The 18647-nt window shown below is 65.1% G+C and carries 21 protein-coding genes; 13 read left to right on the top strand and 8 right to left on the bottom strand.

The features are described 5' to 3' along the window. Positions 1 to 137 precede the first annotated feature (137 nt). The gene (locus ACJ8FR_RS03245; RefSeq protein ID WP_407827174.1) at positions 138 to 971 is read left to right on the top strand and encodes an MEDS domain-containing protein; all 834 of its coding nucleotides are present in this window, start codon (positions 138 to 140) and stop codon (positions 969 to 971) included. 166 nt (positions 972 to 1137) lie between these two features. Continuing rightward, on the top strand, positions 1138 to 1431 hold the full coding sequence (locus ACJ8FR_RS03240) for a hypothetical protein (RefSeq protein ID WP_407827173.1): 294 nt from the start codon (positions 1138 to 1140) through the stop codon (positions 1429 to 1431). A 274-nt stretch (positions 1432 to 1705) separates the two neighbouring features. Here ACJ8FR_RS03240 and ACJ8FR_RS03235 read toward each other — a convergent pair whose 3' ends face one another. After that, on the bottom strand, positions 1706 to 2101 hold the full coding sequence (locus ACJ8FR_RS03235) for an MAPEG family protein (protein WP_407827172.1): 396 nt from the start codon (positions 2099 to 2101) through the stop codon (positions 1706 to 1708). 126 nt (positions 2102 to 2227) lie between these two features. Here ACJ8FR_RS03235 and ACJ8FR_RS03230 point away from each other — a divergent pair, with 126 nt between their 5' ends. From ACJ8FR_RS03230 to ACJ8FR_RS03215, 4 genes are read left to right on the top strand one after another with little or no spacing between them, the layout of a single operon-like run. After that, positions 2228 to 2752 (top strand): DUF2975 domain-containing protein, encoded by a 525-nt coding sequence (locus ACJ8FR_RS03230; protein WP_407827171.1) that lies wholly within the window; start codon positions 2228 to 2230, stop codon positions 2750 to 2752. A gap of 1 nt (position 2753) precedes the next feature. Further along, positions 2754 to 2990, top strand: a complete 237-nt coding sequence (locus tag ACJ8FR_RS03225; protein ID WP_407827170.1) for a helix-turn-helix domain-containing protein — start codon at positions 2754 to 2756, stop codon at positions 2988 to 2990. Positions 2991 to 3002: 12 nt separating this feature from the next. Further along, positions 3003 to 3443 (top strand): hypothetical protein, encoded by a 441-nt coding sequence (locus ACJ8FR_RS03220; RefSeq protein WP_407827169.1) that lies wholly within the window; start codon positions 3003 to 3005, stop codon positions 3441 to 3443. Between the two features lie 14 nt (positions 3444 to 3457). Next, the gene (locus tag ACJ8FR_RS03215; RefSeq protein ID WP_407827168.1) at positions 3458 to 3898 is read left to right on the top strand and encodes a hypothetical protein; all 441 of its coding nucleotides are present in this window, start codon (positions 3458 to 3460) and stop codon (positions 3896 to 3898) included. Here the strand turns inward: ACJ8FR_RS03215 and nadB are convergent. Continuing rightward, entirely contained in the window at positions 3895 to 5487 is a 1593-nt protein-coding gene (nadB, locus tag ACJ8FR_RS03210; protein ID WP_407827167.1) for an L-aspartate oxidase, read from the bottom strand. The genes ACJ8FR_RS03215 and nadB overlap by 4 nt on opposite strands. Continuing rightward, positions 5484 to 6413 (bottom strand): ABC transporter ATP-binding protein, encoded by a 930-nt coding sequence (locus ACJ8FR_RS03205; RefSeq protein ID WP_407827166.1) that lies wholly within the window; start codon positions 6411 to 6413, stop codon positions 5484 to 5486. The genes nadB and ACJ8FR_RS03205 overlap by 4 nt, the downstream gene beginning before the upstream one ends. 77 nt (positions 6414 to 6490) lie before the next feature. On the opposite strand from ACJ8FR_RS03205, the gene ACJ8FR_RS03200 reads away from it, so the two are divergent. From ACJ8FR_RS03200 to ACJ8FR_RS03185, 4 genes are read left to right on the top strand one after another with little or no spacing between them, the layout of a single operon-like run. After that, on the top strand, positions 6491 to 6694 hold the full coding sequence (locus tag ACJ8FR_RS03200) for a zinc-finger domain-containing protein (protein ID WP_407827165.1): 204 nt from the start codon (positions 6491 to 6493) through the stop codon (positions 6692 to 6694). Next, on the top strand, positions 6691 to 8112 hold the full coding sequence (gene tldD / locus ACJ8FR_RS03195; protein WP_407827164.1) for a metalloprotease TldD: 1422 nt from the start codon (positions 6691 to 6693) through the stop codon (positions 8110 to 8112). Before ACJ8FR_RS03200 ends, tldD begins: the two co-directional genes overlap by 4 nt. 54 nt (positions 8113 to 8166) lie before the next feature. Next, positions 8167 to 8865 carry a winged helix-turn-helix transcriptional regulator gene (locus ACJ8FR_RS03190; RefSeq protein WP_407827163.1) on the top strand — a complete coding sequence of 233 codons (699 nt, stop codon included), beginning with the start codon at positions 8167 to 8169 and terminating at the stop codon, positions 8863 to 8865. Between the two features lie 30 nt (positions 8866 to 8895). Then, positions 8896 to 9204 (top strand): EthD family reductase, encoded by a 309-nt coding sequence (locus ACJ8FR_RS03185; RefSeq protein WP_407827162.1) that lies wholly within the window; start codon positions 8896 to 8898, stop codon positions 9202 to 9204. A 6-nt stretch (positions 9205 to 9210) separates the two neighbouring features. Here the strand turns inward: ACJ8FR_RS03185 and ACJ8FR_RS03180 are convergent, their stop codons facing one another. Further along, positions 9211 to 10173 carry a PLP-dependent cysteine synthase family protein gene (locus ACJ8FR_RS03180; protein WP_407827161.1) on the bottom strand — a complete coding sequence of 321 codons (963 nt, stop codon included), beginning with the start codon at positions 10171 to 10173 and terminating at the stop codon, positions 9211 to 9213. A gap of 70 nt (positions 10174 to 10243) precedes the next feature. Here ACJ8FR_RS03180 and ACJ8FR_RS03175 point away from each other — a divergent pair, with 70 nt between their 5' ends. Continuing rightward, positions 10244 to 10780 carry a DUF924 family protein gene (locus tag ACJ8FR_RS03175; RefSeq protein WP_407827160.1) on the top strand — a complete coding sequence of 179 codons (537 nt, stop codon included), beginning with the start codon at positions 10244 to 10246 and terminating at the stop codon, positions 10778 to 10780. Here ACJ8FR_RS03175 and ACJ8FR_RS03170 read toward each other — a convergent pair whose 3' ends face one another. The 4 genes from ACJ8FR_RS03170 to ACJ8FR_RS03155 form a co-directional block, all read right to left on the bottom strand. Beyond that, the gene (locus ACJ8FR_RS03170) at positions 10781 to 11188 is read right to left on the bottom strand and encodes a TIGR01244 family sulfur transferase (RefSeq protein WP_407827159.1); all 408 of its coding nucleotides are present in this window, start codon (positions 11186 to 11188) and stop codon (positions 10781 to 10783) included. Between the two features lie 4 nt (positions 11189 to 11192). Beyond that, positions 11193 to 13421: a M3 family metallopeptidase gene (locus ACJ8FR_RS03165; RefSeq protein ID WP_407827158.1), complete on the bottom strand. Its 2229-nt coding sequence runs from the start codon at positions 13419 to 13421 to the stop codon at positions 11193 to 11195. Between the two features lie 64 nt (positions 13422 to 13485). Beyond that, positions 13486 to 15243, bottom strand: a complete 1758-nt coding sequence (gene recQ / locus ACJ8FR_RS03160; RefSeq protein WP_407827197.1) for a DNA helicase RecQ — start codon at positions 15241 to 15243, stop codon at positions 13486 to 13488. Positions 15244 to 15295: 52 nt separating this feature from the next. Next, positions 15296 to 17110: an ABCB family ABC transporter ATP-binding protein/permease gene (locus ACJ8FR_RS03155; protein WP_407827196.1), complete on the bottom strand. Its 1815-nt coding sequence runs from the start codon at positions 17108 to 17110 to the stop codon at positions 15296 to 15298. A 330-nt stretch (positions 17111 to 17440) separates the two neighbouring features. Here ACJ8FR_RS03155 and ACJ8FR_RS03150 point away from each other — a divergent pair, with 330 nt between their 5' ends. Both ACJ8FR_RS03150 and ACJ8FR_RS03145 read left to right on the top strand, forming a co-directional pair. After that, on the top strand, positions 17441 to 17572 hold the full coding sequence (locus ACJ8FR_RS03150; protein ID WP_407827157.1) for a hypothetical protein: 132 nt from the start codon (positions 17441 to 17443) through the stop codon (positions 17570 to 17572). Between the two features lie 5 nt (positions 17573 to 17577). Then, positions 17578 to 18432 (top strand): SDR family oxidoreductase, encoded by an 855-nt coding sequence (locus ACJ8FR_RS03145; protein ID WP_407827156.1) that lies wholly within the window; start codon positions 17578 to 17580, stop codon positions 18430 to 18432. Positions 18433 to 18647 lie beyond the last annotated feature (215 nt).

Genomic DNA, 18647 nt, shown 5'->3' with positions numbered 1-18647 from the left:
TTTAGGAGGGCGGCGGCGGGATTAAAGCCAATCGCTTGCCTCGGCGTGTTGGCGAAAACTCGGGCGCCCGACCGTCAAACTGTGATAGAGCCGACTCTCGTGGCCACAGTTGCGATACCTGTGAGGTTACGGGTCCGATGCCGCAGAGCGATGCGCTAGAGTCGATTGCCGCCGAGCCGCCGTATGACGCGGTCCTTGGGGCGATCCGCCACGGAACGCACCTTTGCGCCTTTTACGAAACCGAAGAAGACCTGCTCGACCTTGTCGGCCAATTCTGCGCGGCCGGTGCGCGGCGCGGGGACCTGTGCCTGTGGATGATGCCCCAGGGCGTCGATTCCGGCCCGCTCGCAAGCACCGGGGTCGAACTCCACTCGGCGTCCGACGTGTATCAGCAGGGGGCGTCGTTCGAATCCGGACCCATCGTCGCTTTTTGGCACGAGAAGCTCGGTCAAGCCCTGGCTCACGATCACGAAGGCCTAAGCGCCAGCGGCGACACGCGCTGGCTGCAACAGAGGGATTGGCAAGCCTTCATGGAGTACGAGAATTTCCTGAACCAGGTGATCGCCGGGAAGCCGATTTCATTGCTTTGCACTTACCCGCTTTCGGCATGCGAAGCGGGCGACATTCTTGATGTCGTTCGCGCCCACGAGGTTGCGCTTGCGAAGCAACAGAAGCGCTGGGCCGTGATCGAGAGTCATCTGACGGACGACAGTCCCGACGCGCTGGAAGCGGCTAGCCGGGTGGCATCCCTATCTCCGCGCGAACGGCAGGTCCTCTTGCTCGTCGCCGACGGGATCATGACCAAAGGCATTGCGTTCGAGCTTGGCCTTAGCGTCCGCACCATCGAGGTTCATCGGGAGCGCGCCGTCAGGCGCCTCGGCGTGCGCACAATGGCGGAAGCGATCAGGCTCCTGACGGTTGCTTCGCCCGCGGTGCCGTTGATGGACGTTCGGCGTACGGTGCCGGCCTGACAAAAGTGACGATTTAGCCGGAATATATCGACCAAACTGTCCATGCATGTTCGGGTCGACACCTCAGGTCACTCCGCCGCGGTTGTGGATTCCACTATAGGGCAAATCCCAAATTGCCTGGGTAGCGGGCAAAGTTGCAAAATCTCCCCGCGGCAGGAGATTCGACATGATCGATCGCCCTATCTTGGCGACAGTTCTCGCGCGCGGCGCCGACCAACCGGCCGGCTACGCGATGGCCGAGGATCGCCCGGGCCACATCGCACCTCAAGGCCGCGCCCGGGCTGCGGGCGGATCAGGCGGCCACGAGTCGGCGAATACCCAGTGCACAATGTGCGACAGACCTATCTCGGGCGCCCGCTTCCGCGGCGAGTGCTGGCGTTGCTCGATCGCGGCCATTTTCCCGCGCATCTACATATCGCTCATCGCCGTATTGGCGGTTGCGGCGGTAATGGCGCTGTGAGGCATTGGAGGTCGCTGCGCGGCATGCTTTCTGTCAACCGCAATAGGGCCAGGACGGCAAACGCGCCCATCGCGAAGATGGCGGCCAGCGCGCAGGTTCCGTAGAGCGCCGCAACGTTCCAGGTCACGCCGGCGGGATCGGTGACCTCGACGGTCCCGCCGGATGAAAGAGCGCGATCAAAACCGGTCGAAAGATTGACACGGCAAACATCGTCCATGCCGGCCGCCAGAAGCTTGCCTGGCCCTGTTTGGGCCGCGGCGCCTTTGCGACCTTCTTATCCGACCAGCAGCGGCCAGATCACTATCACCAGCCCGGCCATGCCGATTGCCCACACGATCGTCCGGACCACCGGCACGCCGGCGGCATAAAGCGGCAAATAGACCACTCGCGCGCCGAGCCAGATCCAGCCGCCGAGCGCGGTCGTCGCACTGGTCTTGTTCGCCAGCACCACCCCGAGCAGCGCGACGATCGCGATCGGGAACGTCTCCTGGAAATTGGCCTGCGCGCGCATCGTCCGGCCGGCCATGGGGTTGGGCGCGGGGAGCGCCTCGTCGCGGGCGCCCACGTTCCACGTGCGGCCATATTGCGCGGTCTTGAACCGCGTCGCGGTGAAAATGTGGACCAACAGCAGCAGCGCTCCGAGCGCGGCGATTTTGAGTTCAGTCGGCATCGATCGTCCCCCCTGCCAGCCATACTACAACACCCCAGTCCAATCCGCACGCGAGCGAGGGGCTTGCCGAAAAACGATAAGTAGATTATCGTTTATCGATATACACACCACTGGAGAGCAAACCTGATGACCCGACCTGCTTCCGTCGCGCTGCCGATCGCGTTCGTCGTGCTGCGCATCCTGATCGTCCTCAACTGGCTGTTCGGCGCCTGTATCCTGGCGTTGCTCGTCTATACATTCATCAATGAGCCGTGGACGATGCTGGCGCTCGGGGTGTCGCGCCTGCCCGACGCTCAGACGGTGATGATGGGCATGCGCGCCATAGCCGCGCTCGGCGTCATCGCCATCGGGCTAAGCTATGCCGTTTTGAAGCGATTGCTGGCCATGGTCGGGACCGTCCGCGCCGGCGACCCCTTCGTCGCCGCCAACGCCTATCGGCTCCAGATCGTCGCCTGGATCCTGCTCGCCTTGCAGCTCCTCAGCCTGGCGATCGCCGCCATTGGCAAGGCCATCTCGACGTCCCAGCATCCATTCCATCTCGACGCCGGCTTCTCGGTCAACGGCTGGCTCGCGGTTGTCCTGACCTTCGTCCTCGCCCGCGTCTTCGCCGAAGGCACACTGATGCGCGAAGACCTCGAAGGGACGGTCTGACATGGCGATCGCCGTCAAGCTCGACGACCTTCTCCACGATCGCCGGATGACGCTGACCGAGCTTGCCGAGCGCATCAACATCACGCTCGCCAATCTGTCGATCCTCAAGACCGGCAAGGCGCGCGCGATCCGCTTCTCGACGCTCGAGGCAATCTGCACCGCGCTCGCCTGCCAGCCGGGCGACCTGCTCGAGTTCAAACCCAATTCCGGCGCGACCGAGCGTTCGCGCGCGGCTTAAGGAGAATGGAAAATGGCTTCGACCGCTGCATCGGATTCACCGCCCGGCGACGGCGCCGCAGAAGGCGAGGTCTCGCTTTTTCGGCTTTACGTCCTTCGCGCCATGTATTTGCTGTTGGTGGTCGGTCTCGGCGCCATGAACGTGCCCGAGATACTTAGCCACCCGCTGATCAGCCGCGGAGTCATCGCGAGTCTGCTGGGCGCGGTGTGGGTGCTCGCCTTCCTCGGCCTGCGCTATCCGCTGGAGATGCTTCCGCTATTGATGTTCGAGCTCGCGTGGAAGCTGATCTGGATGATCGCCTACGGGTTGCCGCAATGGTCGACGGGCCGGCAGCCACCGACCTTTGCCGAGGATTTCTTCAACATCCCCTTTGGCGCAATCCTGCTGTTCGTCATCCCTTGGGGCTATGTTTGGCGGCACTATGGGAAACGGCCGAGCACCCGTTGGCGCTGACGGGAAAGATGGACATGGTCTCGACTACGGACCTGGCGTCGGCGGACTCGAACCGGCGCGACTGTGAGGTCTCGCTGGTGCGGCTGTACGTCCTGCGCGCGAATTACCTGGTCTGGGTCGCGGCCGGTAGCTTCATGGCCCTGCCGCCGCTGATCGACCATGGACCGACGGAACGCGGAATGATCGACAGCATGTTCGGCGGCTTGTGGGTGATGGGACTATTCGGGCTTCGCTACCCGCTGCAAATCCTTCCGATCTTTCTCTTCGAATTCGTGTGGAAATCGATCTGGCTGCTCGCCTTCGGGTTGCCGCAGTGGCTGGCCGGGACGGGGTCGCCGCGATTGACCGACGATCTCGTGGCGATTGGCAACGGCCCGATCCTATTCGGGCTCGTTATTCCTTGGGGCTATGTTTGGCGCCACTATATCAAGAAGCCCGGCGAGCGCTGGTGTTAGGGCACCAATACCGTATCTTTGGCCTCCGGGAGCAGGTCGGGATAATCGAGCGTGTAGTGAAGCCCGCGGCTTTCGTGCCGCGATAGGGCCGAGCGGATGATGAGGTCGGCGACCTCGACCAGGTTGCGAAGCTCGATCAGGTCCGGCGTTACCCGGAAGTGGGCGTAATATTCCTTCACCTCCTGCCGAAGCATGTCGATCCGGTGCTTGGCCCGCTCGAGCCTTTTGGTGGTTCGGACGATTCCCACATAATTCCACATGAAGCGACGGATCTCGCCCCAGGTCTGGGCGATGACCACTTCCTCGTCGCTGTCGGTGACGCGGCTCTCGTCCCACGCCTTGATCTCCGGCACGTCCGGCAGGTCGCCGAAACTGGCGGCGATGTGTTTGGCCGCCGCCTCGCCGAACACCAGGCATTCGAGCAGGCTGTTGGAGGCGAGCCGGTTGGCGCCGTGCAGCCCCGACTGGGTGACTTCGCCGGCCGCATAGAGTCCCGGCGCGTCGGTGCAGCCGTGGAGGTCCACCACCACGCCGCCGCAGGTATAGTGTTGCGCCGGCACGACCGGGATCGGCTCCCTGGTGATGTCGATCCCGAGCCCCAGCAGCTTCTCGTAGATGTTGGGGAAATGCGCGCGGACGAAGTCCTGATCGCGGTGCGAGATGTCGAGGTGGACATAGTCGAGGCCGAGCCGCTTGATCTCATGGTCGATGGCGCGGGCGACGATGTCGCGCGGGGCAAGCTCGCCGCGCTCGTCGAACCGCTGCATGAAGCGCGTTCCGCCGCCCTTCACGCCAGGCGGAAGCTTCAACTGGCCGCCTTCGCCGCGCACCGCCTCGGTGATCAGGAAATTCTTGACCGCCAAATTGTACAGGCAGGTCGGGTGGAACTGCATGAACTCCATGTTGGAGACGCGGCAGCCCGCCCGCCATGCCATCGCGATACCGTCCCCTGTCGCTCCGCGCGGCGCGGTTGAATAGAGATAGGCGCGGCCGGCGCCGCCGCTGGCGAGGATGGTCGCCTTGGCGGTCAGCGTTTCGACCCGCTTCTTCTTGCGATTGTAGGCGTACAGGCCGTGGACCGCGCCGCTGGTCGAGAAATGGGTCGCGTGCCGGCCGGTGACGAGGTCGATCGCCGCCATATCGGGCACGAGCGTGATGTTCGGGTGCTTGGCCGCCGCGGCTTCGAGCGCCTGCTGAACGGCGTAGCCGGTCGCATCGGCGACATGGACGATGCGGCGGTGGCTGTGCCCGCCTTCACGGGTCAGGTGCAGCGCATCGCCGTCCTGCGCGAACGGCACCCCGAGCTCGATCAAATGCCGGATTGCGCGCGGGGCGCCCTCGACCACATGCTCGACGACGCTGATGTCATTCAGGCCCGCGCCAGCGATCATCGTGTCGTTGACGTGAGCGTCGAAGCTATCGCCTTCCTCGAGCACCGCCGCGATGCCGCCTTGCGCCCAGCTCGTCGCACCTTCGCCGAGCGCGCCCTTGGCGATGACCGCGACCTTGTGGGTCTCGGCAAGGTTCAGCGCGGCCGTCAGTCCCGCCGCGCCGGAGCCGACGATGAGGACCTCGGCGGTCGGCTTCACGCCGCTTCCTGGTCGGCGCCGGTCAGGCTCAGGAACACGTCCTCGAGATCGGGATCGCGGGTCGACACGTCGACGATGGTCAACCCCTCCGCCGTCAGCGCGCCCAGCACTTCTCCGGCGTTGGTCGCGTCCTTGCGGTAGATGATCTCGAGAGTCCGCTCGTCGATCAGGCTGATGTCCTGGAAGCAGGCATTGCTCGGCACCTGGGCGATGTCGCGGTCGAACGTGACGACAACGGCCTTCTCCTGGGCTTTCGAGACCAGCTCGCGCGTCGGCTCATTGGCGATCACCCGGCCGTGGTGGATGATGGCGATGCGGTCGCAAAGCTCCTCGGCCTCCTCGAGATAATGCGTGGTGAGCACAATCGTGACGCCGCGGGCATTGAGCTGGCGGACATAGGCCCAAAGCTGTCGGCGAAGCTCGACATCGACTCCGGCGGTCGGCTCGTCGAGCACCAGGATCGGGGGCGAATGGACCATCGCCTTGGCCACCAGCAGCCGACGCTTCATGCCGCCCGACAAAGTGCGCGCGTACGCGTTCGCCTTGTCGGTGAGGTGCATGGCCGCGAGCAGCTCGTCGCTGTGCCGGGCCTTGGGCGCGATCCCGTAGAGCCCGGCCTGGATCTCCAACGTCTCGCGCGGCGTGAAGAAGGGATCGAAGATGATCTCCTGCGGAACGACGCCGATCGACCGCTTCGAATTGCGCGGATGCTTGTCGATGTCGAAGCCCCAGATCGTGACCTTGCCGCCGGTCTTCACGACGAGGCCCGCAAGGATGTTGATCAAAGTCGACTTGCCCGCGCCATTTGGGCCGAGCAATCCGAAGATCTGCCCGCGTGGGACGTCGAAGCTGATGTCATCGAGCGCGAGCTTTCCGCCGGCGTAGGTCTTCGACAAGGATTCGATGCGGATCGCGGGCTCGTCCATGACGGATCGGCGCATAAGAGCGGCACATCCACCCGACAAGCTTGTGAGGGAGCAGCTGCGTCCCTAATTGCGCTCTGATGGCATCCAGGATTCCGCCGCCCGAAGTGTTCCGGGTGAAGACCGTGCAGGTCGCGTGCGACGGCTCGGGCGAGATTTCGCCCGCGCTCGGCCATCCGCGCGTGTTCCTCCGCATCGACGAGGCGCTTGGGTTCGTCGAATGCGGCTATTGCGACAGGCGCTTCGTCCTTGAGGGCGGACCTGCGGACCACAAGCGGGCATGACCGTGTCCGACCCGCGCCGTTTCCTTTACCGTGGTCTCGATCCGGATGCGGCCAAGCGCCTCGCCGCCACGCACCTCCAGGCGCATGACGATGGCGAGCTCTACCTCCAGTATAGCGCGAGCGAGGCGTTCGGGTTCGACGACGGCCGGCTGAAGACCGCCGATTATCACACCAGCTCCGGCTTCGGCTTGCGCGGCGTTTCCGGCGAGACCACCGCCTTCGCCCACGCCAATGAGATCAGCGAGGCCGCGATCGAGCGCGCCGCCGCGACGCTCAAGCTGCTCGATCCCGCCAAAGGTCTTCCGGCGCCTCCGCCGCCCCGCACAAACCAGGCGATGTATGACGCCGACGATCCGCTGAGCCTGATCCCGTTTGCGGACAAGGTCGCGCTATGCCAGCGGATCGACGCCGCGGCGCGCGCCAGAGACCCGCGCGTCGCCCAGGTCAGCGTCAGCCTCGCCGCGAGCTGGAGCGTGATCGACATCGTCCGCGGCGACGGCTTTGTCGCTTCCGACGTGCGCCCGCTGGTGCGCCTCGGCGTGCAGATCGTCGCCGAGCAGAACGGCCGGCGCGAGACCGGCTATCACGGGCTCGGCGGCCGCTATCTGTACGACAATCTGTTTGACGAGGCGCAATGGGAGCGCGCGATCGACATGGCGCTCGCGCAGGCGCTGACCAATCTCGACTCGGTCGCGGCCCCGGCCGGCGAAATGCCGGTCGTGCTCGGCCCCGGCTGGCCCGGTGTGCTGCTCCACGAAGCGGTCGGCCACGGGCTCGAGGGCGACTTCAACCGCAAGGGCACCTCGGCTTTCTCGGGCCGGATCGGCGAACGCGTCGCGGCGCCCGGCGTCACGGTCGTCGACGATGGAGCGATGGACCAGCGGCGCGGCTCGCTCACCATCGACGACGAAGGGACGCCGACGCGGCGCACCTGCCTGATCGAGGACGGGATCCTCAAGGGCTATCTGCAGGACCGGCTTAACGCGCGCCTGATGGGCATGGAGCCGACCGGCAACGGCCGCCGCGAAAGCTTCGCCCATGCGCCGATGCCGCGCATGACCAACACCTTCATGCTTGGCGGCACCGACGATCCCGCCGAGCTCGTCAGCCGCGTCAAGGATGGCATCTACGCCAAGAGCTTCGGCGGCGGGCAGGTCGACATCACCAGCGGCAAATTCGTCTTCTCCTGCACCGAGGCCTATCGCGTCCGCGGCGGCAGGATCGCCGAGCCGGTCAAGGGCGCGACGCTGATCGGCGACGGGCCGACGGTGCTCACGCGGGTCAAGGGCATCGGCAACGACTTTGCGCTCGACGAGGGAATCGGCGTGTGCGGCAAGGGCGGTCAAAGCATTCCCGCCGGCGTGGGCCAGCCGACGCTGCTGATCGACGGCCTGACGGTCGGGGGCACTGCGGCCTGATCGGTCCGGAATTCGGACTGGCTGACCGAGGTAGCGACCGCTATCCGCAAGTCGGTGATCGCGACCGGTCAGTTTTGCGCCGTGGCTCGAGCGCTCGACCTGCTCGGCGGGCGTTGGACCTTGCTGATCGTTCGGGAGCTGTTGTGCGGCAGCGATCGGTTCAATGACATTCGGCGGGGCATCCCACGCATCTCGCGCACTGTTCTTTCCGAACGGCTGCGGGCACTGATCCATGCCGGGGCGGTTGCTCGGTCCGAAGGCTCGAGCGGACCGGAATATGCGCTCACGGCGGCGGGGATGGAGCTGCTCGGCGTGATCGGGGAACTTGGCCGTTGGGGACAACGCTGGCTTCCACGCCAGGCGCATGTCGAAGACCTCGACCTTGAGCCTCTTCTGATCGACATGCGCCGCCGGGTGAACTTCGACGCACTTCCGCGTGAGCCGCTGGTGATTCGGCTGGAGCCCTATGGCCACCGCCCGAGCTATCTCCTGCTCCGCGAAACGGAAGCGTCTCTATGCAATCATAATCCAGGCTATCCGGAGCCGCTCGGTGTCTACGGCCCACTCGCGGCCCTTGCCTCGTGGTGGCGCGGCGATTTGACTTTCCGGGACGCGCAGCGCTGCGGATTGCGGGTTGAGGGCGCGCGGCCTCTTGTTCGTGCCTTCCCCGACTGGTTCGACCGCTACCTGTTTGCTGACGTGACGCCTGCTAGTCAGGATTCCGTACCCCTGAAGCTGGCCGAGCCGGCGTAATCCCCCTCCATCAACCGGAGGAGATCAATCATGGCTGCGCACCTACTCATTCTTTACCCGCAACCGACCGACGCTGCGGCGTTCGCAAAGGCATACAGCGACGAACATCTGCCCTATGCCGGGCCGCGGCTGACCGGCGCGACCGCGGTTTCCAGCCGCAAGATTGTCGGGCCGGATCAAACGCCGCCCTTCCACTTTCTAAGCGACGTCAGCTTCCCCGACATGGAAACGCTGCAACGCTGCGCCCGATCGGCAGGTGGACAGGAGGCGCTTGCCCATGCCGCTTCGATCAGCTCGGGCGGAGCGCCGATGGTGCTCGGTGCGGTGGATGCAGATTAGCGCTCTTCACGCCGTGTTGCGCGAGATGCGCGGGGCCAGCATCTTTCCGTAGGTCGCAAGATAGCGCAGGCCGGAATCGACCAGCAAGGTTGCAACCGTCGCGTTCGGCCCAAGCTGCTGGCCAAGCCGGATGGCCGCAGCGACGTTGCCGCCGGACGTCGTTCCGGCGAACAAACCCTCCTCCTCGCTCAAGCGAAGCGCCATCGCTTCCGATTCTGCGGTTGAAATCGGGACAATTTCGTCGACCATCTCCGGATTCCACAGCGGCGGTATGTAGCCGATGCCGATGCCTTCCATCTTGTGCGCTCCCGGGGGTCCGCCCGACAGCACAGCCGATTCGGTGGGCTCCACCGCGACAATCCGCACTCCAGGCTTGCTGCGTCTCAGCACCATGGCGACGCCCTGAAGCGAGGCGCTGGTCCCGATCGAATGAACGAAGGCGTCAACATTGCCTTCGGCCTGATGCCAGATTTCCTCACCCAGCGGATAATAGCCAGGGATCGTGTCGCGATTATTGAGCTGGTCGGTCCAATAGGTGCCCGGCGCACGGCTTGCCTCGCGGGCGGCGGCGATCATCGCCAGGATTACTTGCTTGGTGATCAGCCCGTCCCCGCTCGGCGTAATCGTCAGCTCCGCTCCGAACGCGGCCATCTGCACCAACTTTTCTTCGCTGAACGCGTCCGATGAGAAGATGCGGACGGGATAGCCCTTTGCGGAGCAAACGAGCGCGAGCGATGCACCCGTGCTGCCGCCTGAATATTCAACAACCGTATTGCCAGGCTTCAGGCGTCCGTCGCGCTCTGCCGCCTCGATCACTGCTATTGCCATTCGGTCCTTCATGCTTCCCGTGGGGTTGGAGCCCTCGATCTTGACAAGAATGCGCGCGCAGCCGCCTGGAACGACCCGCCGCAATTCAACCAACGGCGTGTTGCCGATCGTGCCAAGGACGCTTGGGTGGAGGAGGCGCATGCCATCCCGATAGTGCGGACACGCACGCAAATGTGGTCCGTCTTTCGAACCGGAAGATAAGGAGTCGTTGGTGGGACGATGGATTCGCCATGTGCTCGAATTCTGGTTCGGGCTCGATCCGGCTCAATGGTGGAAGGCCGACCAGGCTCTCGATCATCGGATCCGCCAAGACTTCCTCAAGCTGTGGGCCGAGAAGCGTCAGCTTCCGGTGGAATCATTCCTGAGCGATCCGCTGACGGCGCTCGCTGCGGTGATCCTGTTCGACCAGTTCCCGCGCAACATTTTCCGCGGCCACGCCGATCAGTTCGCCACCGATCACCTTGCGCTGGCGATCGCCAAAGCGGCGGTCGACGACAAGCTCGACGACCAGCTCCAGCCGAACGAGCGGAACGTCCTCTACATGCCGTTCCAGCACAGCGAGGATCTGGACGACCAGAACCGCGCGGTGCTGCTGCAAAGCGCAACCGGCGACCCCAATTTCGCCGAGGCCGCGCGCAAGCATCGCGACGTCATCGCGCGCTTCGGCCGCTTCCCGCACCGCAACGGGATGCTCGGGCGGGCGCCGCGGGCGGACGAGCTCGCGGCCGGCAACGTCTTTCCGTGGTGATCAGAGCAGGTGGGCGATCGGGCCGGGGTCGAAGCCGGCTTCGTTGAGCTGCCGAACAACGTCTTCAGATGACGCACCTTCGTCGCGCTTGGCGAGCGCGATCGCCAGCGCCGAGCGCGTGCCGGAGCGGCAGAAGGCGAGCAGTTTTCCGTCCTCGGCCTCCCGAAGCGCTTTCTGCATTTCCTCGACGTCGGCTGGGCCGATGCCGCGGATGATCGGAACGAAGCGATAGGCGACGCCTGCGGCGGCCGCCGCCTCCTCGATATCGCCGGCGAGCGGCTGCCCGGGCTCTTCACCATCGGGGCGGTTGTTGACGAGGATCGTGACGCCCTGCTCCGCCAGCCCGGCGACCTCGTGCGGAGCGACTTGGCCGCTGACCATCACGTTGTCGCCGAGCTGTCGGATCATTGGGTCAGCTCCCCCGCTCGGTCTTGGCCGGCGCCGCGGATGGCAGGGGAGCCGGGGCGACCGTCACTGGTTGCGGCGCGCCATTGCCGGTCGGCAGGCCGTAGAAGCGCAGCATCGGCGTGACGTCCGGGTCGTGGCCCGTGAAGCCGCGGTACATCTGCCCATAATCGAGCGTGTTGCCGCGCGACAGGACCATGTCGCGGAAGCGCTGGCCGTTCGCGCGGGTCAGCCCGCCGTGGGTCTCGAACCAGTCGAAGGCATCCTCCGCGAGCATCCGCGTCCATGGATAGGCATAATAGCCGGCCGAATAGCCGCCACCCCAGATGTGCGCGAAATAGCTTGAGCGGTAGCGCGGCGGTACGTCCTGCGTGTCGAAGCCTCCGCTGGCCAACGCCTGAGCCTCGAACTTGTCGACGTCCTGCTTCGGCGAGCTCCCCGGCAGCGAGTGCCAGTCGAGATCGAGCCGCGCCGCCTCGAGGACTTCGCCTAGCTCATAGCCCTGGTTGAAGGTGCGCGACCGCTTGATCTTGTCGACCAGCTCCTGCGGGATCGTCTGCCCGGTCTGATATTGGACCGCATAGTGCGTCAGCACCTTGGGATCGAGCGCCCAATTCTCATTGAACTGCGACGGAAACTCGACGAAGTCGCGGGCCACGCTCGTGCCCGAGATCGTCGGGTAGGTCTGCGCCGCAAACATGCCGTGCAGCGCATGGCCGAATTCATGGAACATCGTCGTTACGTCATCGAAGCTGATCAGCGCCGGCTGGCCCGGCGCGGGCTTGGTGAAGTTCTCGACGTTGAACACTACCGGCTTGGTGCCGCGCAGCGTCGACTGGTTGACGAGGTTCGACATCCACGCGCCGCCGTTCTTGTTGTCGCGCTTCCAGGGATCGATCATGAAGATCGCCAGCGGCCTGCCGTCGGCATCGATGACGTCGAACACCCGCATGTCGGGGCTCCAGGTCGGGATGTCGTGACGCTCCTTGAACGTCAGGCCATAAAGCTGGTTTGCGGCGTAGAACACGCCATCGGTCAGCACCTTGTTGAACTCGAAATAGGGTTTCAGCTGGTCCTGGTTGAGCGCGTAGCGCTGCTTGCGGATTTGGTCGGCATAGAAGTTCCAGTCGGCTGCCGTCGGTTGGAAATTCGCACCCTGCGACTTGGCCAGGCCGACGATGTCCGACCATTCCTGATGCTCCTTCGCCGACACCGCGGGCGCGAGCCGATCGAGGAAGCCAATCGCCGTCGCGCGGTTCTGGGCCATCTGGTCGTAGAGCGTGTAGTCGGCCCAATTCGCCGCCCCGAACAAGGCGGCTTTCTGCGCGCGCAGCCGCGCGACTTCGCTGACGATCGCGCGCGTGTCGTTGGCGTCGCCATGTTCGGCGCGGTTAAGGCTGGCTTCGAACAGCTTCTGGCGCGTGTCGTGGTTGGACAGCGATGCGAGCAACGGCTGCTGCGTCGTGTTCTGGAGCGGCAGGACATAGCCCGCGAGCTTGCGGTCCTTGGCCGCCTGCTGCGCGGCGGCGAGCTGCTGCTCGGAAAGCCCGGCGAGCGCCGATGCGTCGTCGACATGCAGCGCCCCTGCCTTCGCCGCGGCCAGCAGCTTCTGACCGAACGCGGTGGTCAGCGTGCTGAGCCGCTTGTTGAGGACCTTGAGTTGCGCCTGCTTGGCGGGCGCAAGCTCCGCGCCGGCGTGAACGAACTGCTTATAATAGACGTCGAGCAGCTTGGCCTGCTCCGGGTTGAGGCTGAGGTCAGCCTGATGATCGTGGAGAGTCTTGAAGCGCTGAAACAGTTTCGCGTTCAAATAGATGAAGTCGTTGTGCGCGGCGAACAACGGCGCGGTTCTGGTATCGGTCGCCTGCAGCACATCGTTGGTGTTGGCGCCGTTCACGGCGTTGAACGCGAGGTTCGCGCGCTCGAGCAGCAGGCCGGAGCGCTCCATCGCCGCGACCGTATTGTCGAAGGTCGGCGCCGCCTTCCGGTTGGCGATCGCTGTCACCTCGCGCTTCTGCTCGGCCATTCCGGCGAGCAGCGCGGGCAGATAGTCCGTGTCCCTGATCTTCGAGAAATCGGGCGTTTCGAACGGCAGCGTGCTCGGCTTCGCGAACGGATTGGAGGCGGGCAGCGCGGCCGCGGCGACGGGTCTCGCTTTGGCGGGCGCCGCGAGAGCGGGCTGAACAGGGATTGCGGCCGCCAGCGAAACGGACGCGAGCATAAGATAGCGCATCATTTATCTTCCTAGAAATCTCAAAGGCTTAGCATATAGGCAAGCGTTCTTGCGCGAGCCTGAATGATCAATTGGCCGCCGCGACCGCAGCGAGCATTGCGCTCCCATAACGAGCCAGCTTAGCCTCGCCAACGCCATTGATCTTTGACAGTTCCTTCAGTGTCGCCGGCCGCGCCGCCGCGATCTCGCGCAGCGTCGAATCGTGGAACACCACATAGGGCGGAACGCCGGACTCGGCGGCGAGCTTGCGACGGGTTTCCCGTAGCGCGTCGAAGAGCGGGTCTGCAGGCCCGTCGAAGCGTTTGCGCGATGCCCGCTTTCGCTGCGGCGGGACGGCGATGTTCAAGTCTTGTTCGCCTTTCAGGATCGGCTTGGCGGCGGGGCCGAAGCTCAGCCCGCCATAAGCGTCGGCGCGCAGCGCATCGCGGGCGATCAGCGCGCGCGCCACCGGGCGGACCAGCGCAATCTCGTCGGCCGAAGCGATGCCGAACACGGACAGCCGATGGTGGCCAAAGCCGCGTACCTTTTCGCTGTCATTGCCGGCAAGCACGTCGGCGAGATGCCCGACGCCGAACCGCATCTCCGTCCGGAACGCGGCGGACAGCAGCTTGCGCGCGACCTCGGTCGCGTCGATGGTCGCCGGCGGCTCCAGGCAATTGTCGCAATTGCCGCAGCGCTCGGGTGGGTCGTCGCCGAAGTGCCGGAGCAGGATCGCGCGCCGGCAGGTCGGCGCTTCGACGAGGCCGGCGAGCGCGTTCAGCCGCTCGCGCTCGCCGGCGCGGCGGTCCGGCTCGACTTCGGTCTCGATGCGTCGCCGGGCGAGCGCAAAGTCCTCCGCCGCCCAGAACAGCCATGCCTCGGCCGGCTCGCCGTCACGCCCGGCGCGGCCGGTTTCCTGGTAATAAGCCTCGATCGACTTGGGAATTCCGGCGTGCGCGACGAAACGCACGTCCGGCTTGTCGATGCCCATCCCGAACGCAACCGTGGCGGCGATCACCATCTCTTCGGAATTGACGAAGGCGGCCTGGTTGCGCGCCCGGACCTGCGGCTCGAGACCCGCATGATAGGGCAGCGCGGGCCGCCCGCTGGCCGCCAGCTGCTCGGCGATCCGCTCCGCCTTGTCGCGGCTCGGCGCGTAGACGATTCCCGGCCCCGGCTGTTGTGCGGCCAAGGTCTTGAGCTGGCCCGATATGCCATCGCGCGGAAGCACGTGATAGCGGATGTTCGGGCGGTCGAAGCCGGCGATGACCAGCCCTTCCGCCGGGATGCCGAGCTGCGTCAGGATGTCGGCGCGGGTGCGCCTGTCGGCCGTCGCCGTGAGGGCGAGCCGCGGAACGTCCGCATTGTCATCGAGCAAGGGCCGCAGCTGGCGATAGTCTGGCCGGAAATCGTGACCCCATTCGCTGACGCAATGCGCTTCATCGATTGCGATCAGCGCCAGGTTGAGCCGGCTGATCAGGCGGCCAAAGGCCTCTCCCGTCGCGCGCTCGGGCGCGACATAGAGCAAGTCGAGCTCGCCAGCCTTCAGGCGGCTTACGGTCGCGTCGCGATCGGTGTCCGCCGACGTCAGCGACGCCGCGCGCAGGCCGATCGCGTTGGCGCTGCGGATCTGGTCGTGCATCAGGGCGATCAGTGGCGATATGACCAGCGCCGTCCCGTCACGGGCGACCGCGGGCAGCTGGTAGCAGAGCGACTTTCCCGCGCCCGTCGGCATCACCGCGAGCGTATGCTTCCCGGCCATGACCCGCTCGACGACCGTTTCCTGGACGCCGCGGAAATGGTCGAAGCCGAAGACGCGTTTGAGAAGCTCGTGCGGGTCGGTCATTTCACTCTTGCCGTGCGACCGAGCGCCGCGGGTGGACGCGCTCGCTTTGCCGTCACTCGGCGGCTTGCGCAATCTCCTCGGCAAGTTGCTCGGCCGCCTGGCGCTGCCACAGCTCGGCATAAAGCCCGTCCTCATCGAGCAGCTCGTCGTGGGTGCCGCGTTCGACGATCCGGCCCTGGTCGAGAACGACGATCTGGTCGGCATCGACGATCGTCGACAGACGGTGCGCGATCATGATTGTCGTCCGGCTCTCGGCCACTTTGTCGAGCGTTTCCTGGATCGCTTGTTCGGTGCGGCTGTCGAGCGCGCTGGTCGCCTCATCTAGCATGAGGATCGGCGGGTTCTTGAGCAATGTGCGCGCGATCGCAACGCGCTGCTTCTCGCCGCCCGAGAGCTTGAGCCCGCGTTCACCGACCATCGATTCGTATCGGTCCGGCAGAATCGCGATGAAGCCGTCGATCGCCGCGCCGTGCGCCGCCGCCTCGATCTCGGCCTGGCCGGCGCCTTCGCGGCCGTAGCCGATGTTGTAGCCGATCGTGTCGTTGAACAGCACCGTGTCCTGGGGGACGATTCCGATCGCGCCGCGCAGGCTCCGCTGACTGACGCCGGCGATGTCCTGCCCGTCGATCAGGATGCGCCCCGCGGACGGGTCGTAGAAACGGTAGAGCAGCCGGGCGATGGTCGACTTGCCCGCACCCGAAGGCCCGACGATCGCACAGCTCGTGCCCGCGGGGATTTCGAGGTCAAAGTCCTGCAAGATTTCGCGGCCCGGATCATAGCCGAAGCGAACATGATCGAAGCGGATACTGCCATCGCCGACCGCAAGACCGGGCGCATTCGGCTTGTCCGTCACCTCGGTCGGGGTGTCGAGCAGGTCCCACATCGCCTCCATGTCGATCAGCCCCTGGCGGATCGAGCGATAGACCCAGCCCAACATGTCGAGCGGCCGGAAGAGCTGCATCAGAAGGCCATTGATCCACACCACGTCGCCGGGCGTGAAGCGGCCGCGGCTCCAGCCCCAGACGGTGAAGATCATCGCCCCGGCCATCATCGCATTGGTGATCAGCGACTGGCCAATGTTGAGCCAGGCGAGCGACACTTCGTTGCGCACCGATGCGCGCGCAAAGGCGCCGACCGCCTCCTCGTAGCGAGAAGCCTCGCGGTCCTCGGCGCCGAAATATTTGACCGTCTCATAGTTGAGGAGCGAGTCGACCGCGCGGCCGATCGCCTTGTTGTCGACGTCGTTCATCTGGCGCTGGATGTGGGTCCGCCAGTCGCTCACCTTGCGCGTGAAGGCGATGTAGAAGACGACGATCGCCAGCGTCGCGGCGACGAGGCCGGCGCCGAACTTGACGAAAAAGATCACGCAGATGGCGCCGAGCTCGATGATCGTCGGTGCAATGTTGAACAGCAGGAAATAGAGCATCATGTCGATGCTCTTGGTCCCGCGTTCGACGATCTTGGTCAGCGATCCGGTGCGCCGCTCGAGATGGAAGCGCAGCGACAGATCATGGACATGCCGGAACACATTGGCGGCGAGGCGCCGGGCGGCATCCTGTCCGACCTTCTCGAAGATCGCGTTGCGCAAATTGTCGGCCAGTACGCCGCCGAAGCGGGCCCCGGCGTATGCCAGGACCAGTCCGGCGACCACGGCGAACGCGGCATGACTGCTCATCCGGTCGACCGCCAGCTTCAGCGCATAGGGGCCGATCAAAGTCACCGCCTTGCCGGCGAGGACGAGGAGCACCGCCGCCGCGACGCGCAGCTTCAACTCGGCTTCGTGCCTGGGCCACAGCATCGGCAGGAAGCGCCACAGCGCGCCGAACCCGGCGTTGGGCTTGTTCTGCCTGATCTCTCCAGCGGCCATCCGAGCTAAGGTAGGGGCGCGCCTCATTCGCCGCAAACCGCGCCGTCGTAACTTGGCGCGGAACCGCGTAGGGAAAAGGCCGGCGAGGACGAGGAGCACCGCCGCCGCGACGCGCAGCTTCAACTCGGCTTCGTGCCTGGGCCACAGCATCGGCAGGAAGCGCCACAGCGCGCCGAACCCGGCGTTGGGCTTGTTCTGCCTGATCTCTCCAGCGGCCATCCGAGCTAAGGTAGGGGCGCGCCTCATTCGCCGCAAACCGCGCCGTCGTAACTTGGCGCGGAACCGCGTAGGGAAAAGTCGGTTTTCATTCATTGGGGGAAGGAACGGTCAGTGGCCGGAAGAAGCCCGAAACCGAAGCCGCGGGGCAAGGAGACCAGGAAGCCGCCGCGGCCGGAGCAGAATCACGAAGCGACGGTCGAGGAATTCGAGCGGGAGGGGATGGGCGTAGCATCGAAGGAGTAGCCGACATGTCCGACGTCATGGAACCGATGATCCACGAGGACCGGCTTCCCGGACACGAAAGCGAGCTCGAACCCAAACCCGACTGGCGGCCGCGCTACCCAGGCTCCAGCCGCCTCAAAGGCAAGGCGGCGCTGATCACCGGGGCCGACAGCGGTATCGGCCGCGCCGTGGCGGCCTTGTTCGCGCGCGAAGGCGCCGACGTCGCCATCCTCTATTTGTGCGAGCATGACGACGCGGCGAAGACCAAGCAGATCGTCGAGAAGGAAGGCCGCCGCGCGATCACGATTCCCGGCGACATCGGCGACAAGAAATTCTGTGAGAACGCCGTCCGCCAAGCGGTCGACCGGCTCGGCCGGCTCGACATCCTCGTCAACAATGCCGGCGAGCAGCATTACGACGAGGACATCGAGAACATCACGGAAGAGCAGCTGAAGCGCACGTTCCAGACCAACATCTTCGGCATGTTCTTCCTGACCCAGGCGGCGCTGCCCCATCTCAAGAAGGGCTCGGCGATCATCAACTGCACGTCGGAAACGATGTATGCCGGTTCGCCAGGCCTGCTCGACTATAGCGCGACCAAGGGCGCGATCACCGCCTTCACGCGCTCGCTCGCGTTGAACCTGGTCAAGAAAGGCATCCGCGTTAATGGCGTCGCGCCCGGGCCGATTTGGACTCCGCTCAACCCGTCGGGCGGCCAGCCGCCGGAGAAAATTCCCGAGTTTGGCAAGGATACGCCGATGGGCCGGCCCGGCCAGCCGAACGAGGTCGCGCCGTCCTTCCTGTTCCTCGCCTGCGAGGATTCGAGCTACATGACGGCCCAGGTCCTGCACCCCGACGGCGGCGACACCACGTCGAGCTGATTGGGAAATCTTCCCAACATCCGGCGGCTGATGCGGGAAATCTTCGCCACGGATCTGGCTCTGCGACTGAAAAACAACGACATTTTCGGAATGGCACGCCCCGTGCATTGATTATGGCATGGGCCCGAAGGTCGGGTCCGCCAGACAATCAAAAGGGGATACCCAATGTTCGCTTCTTTCGCTTCTGCCCGTGAAACCGCCACCATTCTCGCTGG

This window comes from Sphingomonas sp. (assembly GCF_045810705.1).
In the GTDB taxonomy this organism is placed as follows: Bacteria; Pseudomonadota; Alphaproteobacteria; order Sphingomonadales; family Sphingomonadaceae; genus Sphingomicrobium.
The sequence above is the reverse complement of the archived record's forward strand: the minus strand, read 5'-3'. Positions and strand labels throughout refer to the sequence as shown.

Bases quoted from the DNA above. Each gene is read 5' to 3' on its own strand.
- ACJ8FR_RS03235 (WP_407827172.1), bottom strand. From the start codon at position 2,101: ATGCCGACTGAACTCAAAATCGCCGCGCTCGGAGCGCTGCTGCTGTTG.
- ACJ8FR_RS03245 (WP_407827174.1), top strand. From the start codon at position 138: ATGCCGCAGAGCGATGCGCTAGAGTCGATTGCCGCCGAGCCGCCGTAT.
- ACJ8FR_RS03240 (WP_407827173.1), top strand. From the start codon at position 1,138: ATGATCGATCGCCCTATCTTGGCGACAGTTCTCGCGCGCGGCGCCGAC.
- tldD (WP_407827164.1), top strand. From the start codon at position 6,691: ATGACCGTGTCCGACCCGCGCCGTTTCCTTTACCGTGGTCTCGATCCG.
- ACJ8FR_RS03185 (WP_407827162.1), top strand. From the start codon at position 8,896: ATGGCTGCGCACCTACTCATTCTTTACCCGCAACCGACCGACGCTGCG.
- recQ (WP_407827197.1), bottom strand. From the start codon at position 15,243: ATGACCGACCCGCACGAGCTTCTCAAACGCGTCTTCGGCTTCGACCAT.
- ACJ8FR_RS03205 (WP_407827166.1), bottom strand. From the start codon at position 6,413: ATGGACGAGCCCGCGATCCGCATCGAATCCTTGTCGAAGACCTACGCC.
- ACJ8FR_RS03180 (WP_407827161.1), bottom strand. From the start codon at position 10,173: ATGCGCCTCCTCCACCCAAGCGTCCTTGGCACGATCGGCAACACGCCG.
- ACJ8FR_RS03230 (WP_407827171.1), top strand. From the start codon at position 2,228: ATGACCCGACCTGCTTCCGTCGCGCTGCCGATCGCGTTCGTCGTGCTG.
- ACJ8FR_RS03225 (WP_407827170.1), top strand. From the start codon at position 2,754: ATGGCGATCGCCGTCAAGCTCGACGACCTTCTCCACGATCGCCGGATG.
- ACJ8FR_RS03145 (WP_407827156.1), top strand. From the start codon at position 17,578: ATGTCCGACGTCATGGAACCGATGATCCACGAGGACCGGCTTCCCGGA.
- ACJ8FR_RS03215 (WP_407827168.1), top strand. From the start codon at position 3,458: ATGGTCTCGACTACGGACCTGGCGTCGGCGGACTCGAACCGGCGCGAC.
- ACJ8FR_RS03220 (WP_407827169.1), top strand. From the start codon at position 3,003: ATGGCTTCGACCGCTGCATCGGATTCACCGCCCGGCGACGGCGCCGCA.
- ACJ8FR_RS03200 (WP_407827165.1), top strand. From the start codon at position 6,491: ATGGCATCCAGGATTCCGCCGCCCGAAGTGTTCCGGGTGAAGACCGTG.
- ACJ8FR_RS03155 (WP_407827196.1), bottom strand. From the start codon at position 17,110: ATGGCCGCTGGAGAGATCAGGCAGAACAAGCCCAACGCCGGGTTCGGC.
- ACJ8FR_RS03170 (WP_407827159.1), bottom strand. From the start codon at position 11,188: ATGATCCGACAGCTCGGCGACAACGTGATGGTCAGCGGCCAAGTCGCT.
- ACJ8FR_RS03165 (WP_407827158.1), bottom strand. From the start codon at position 13,421: ATGATGCGCTATCTTATGCTCGCGTCCGTTTCGCTGGCGGCCGCAATC.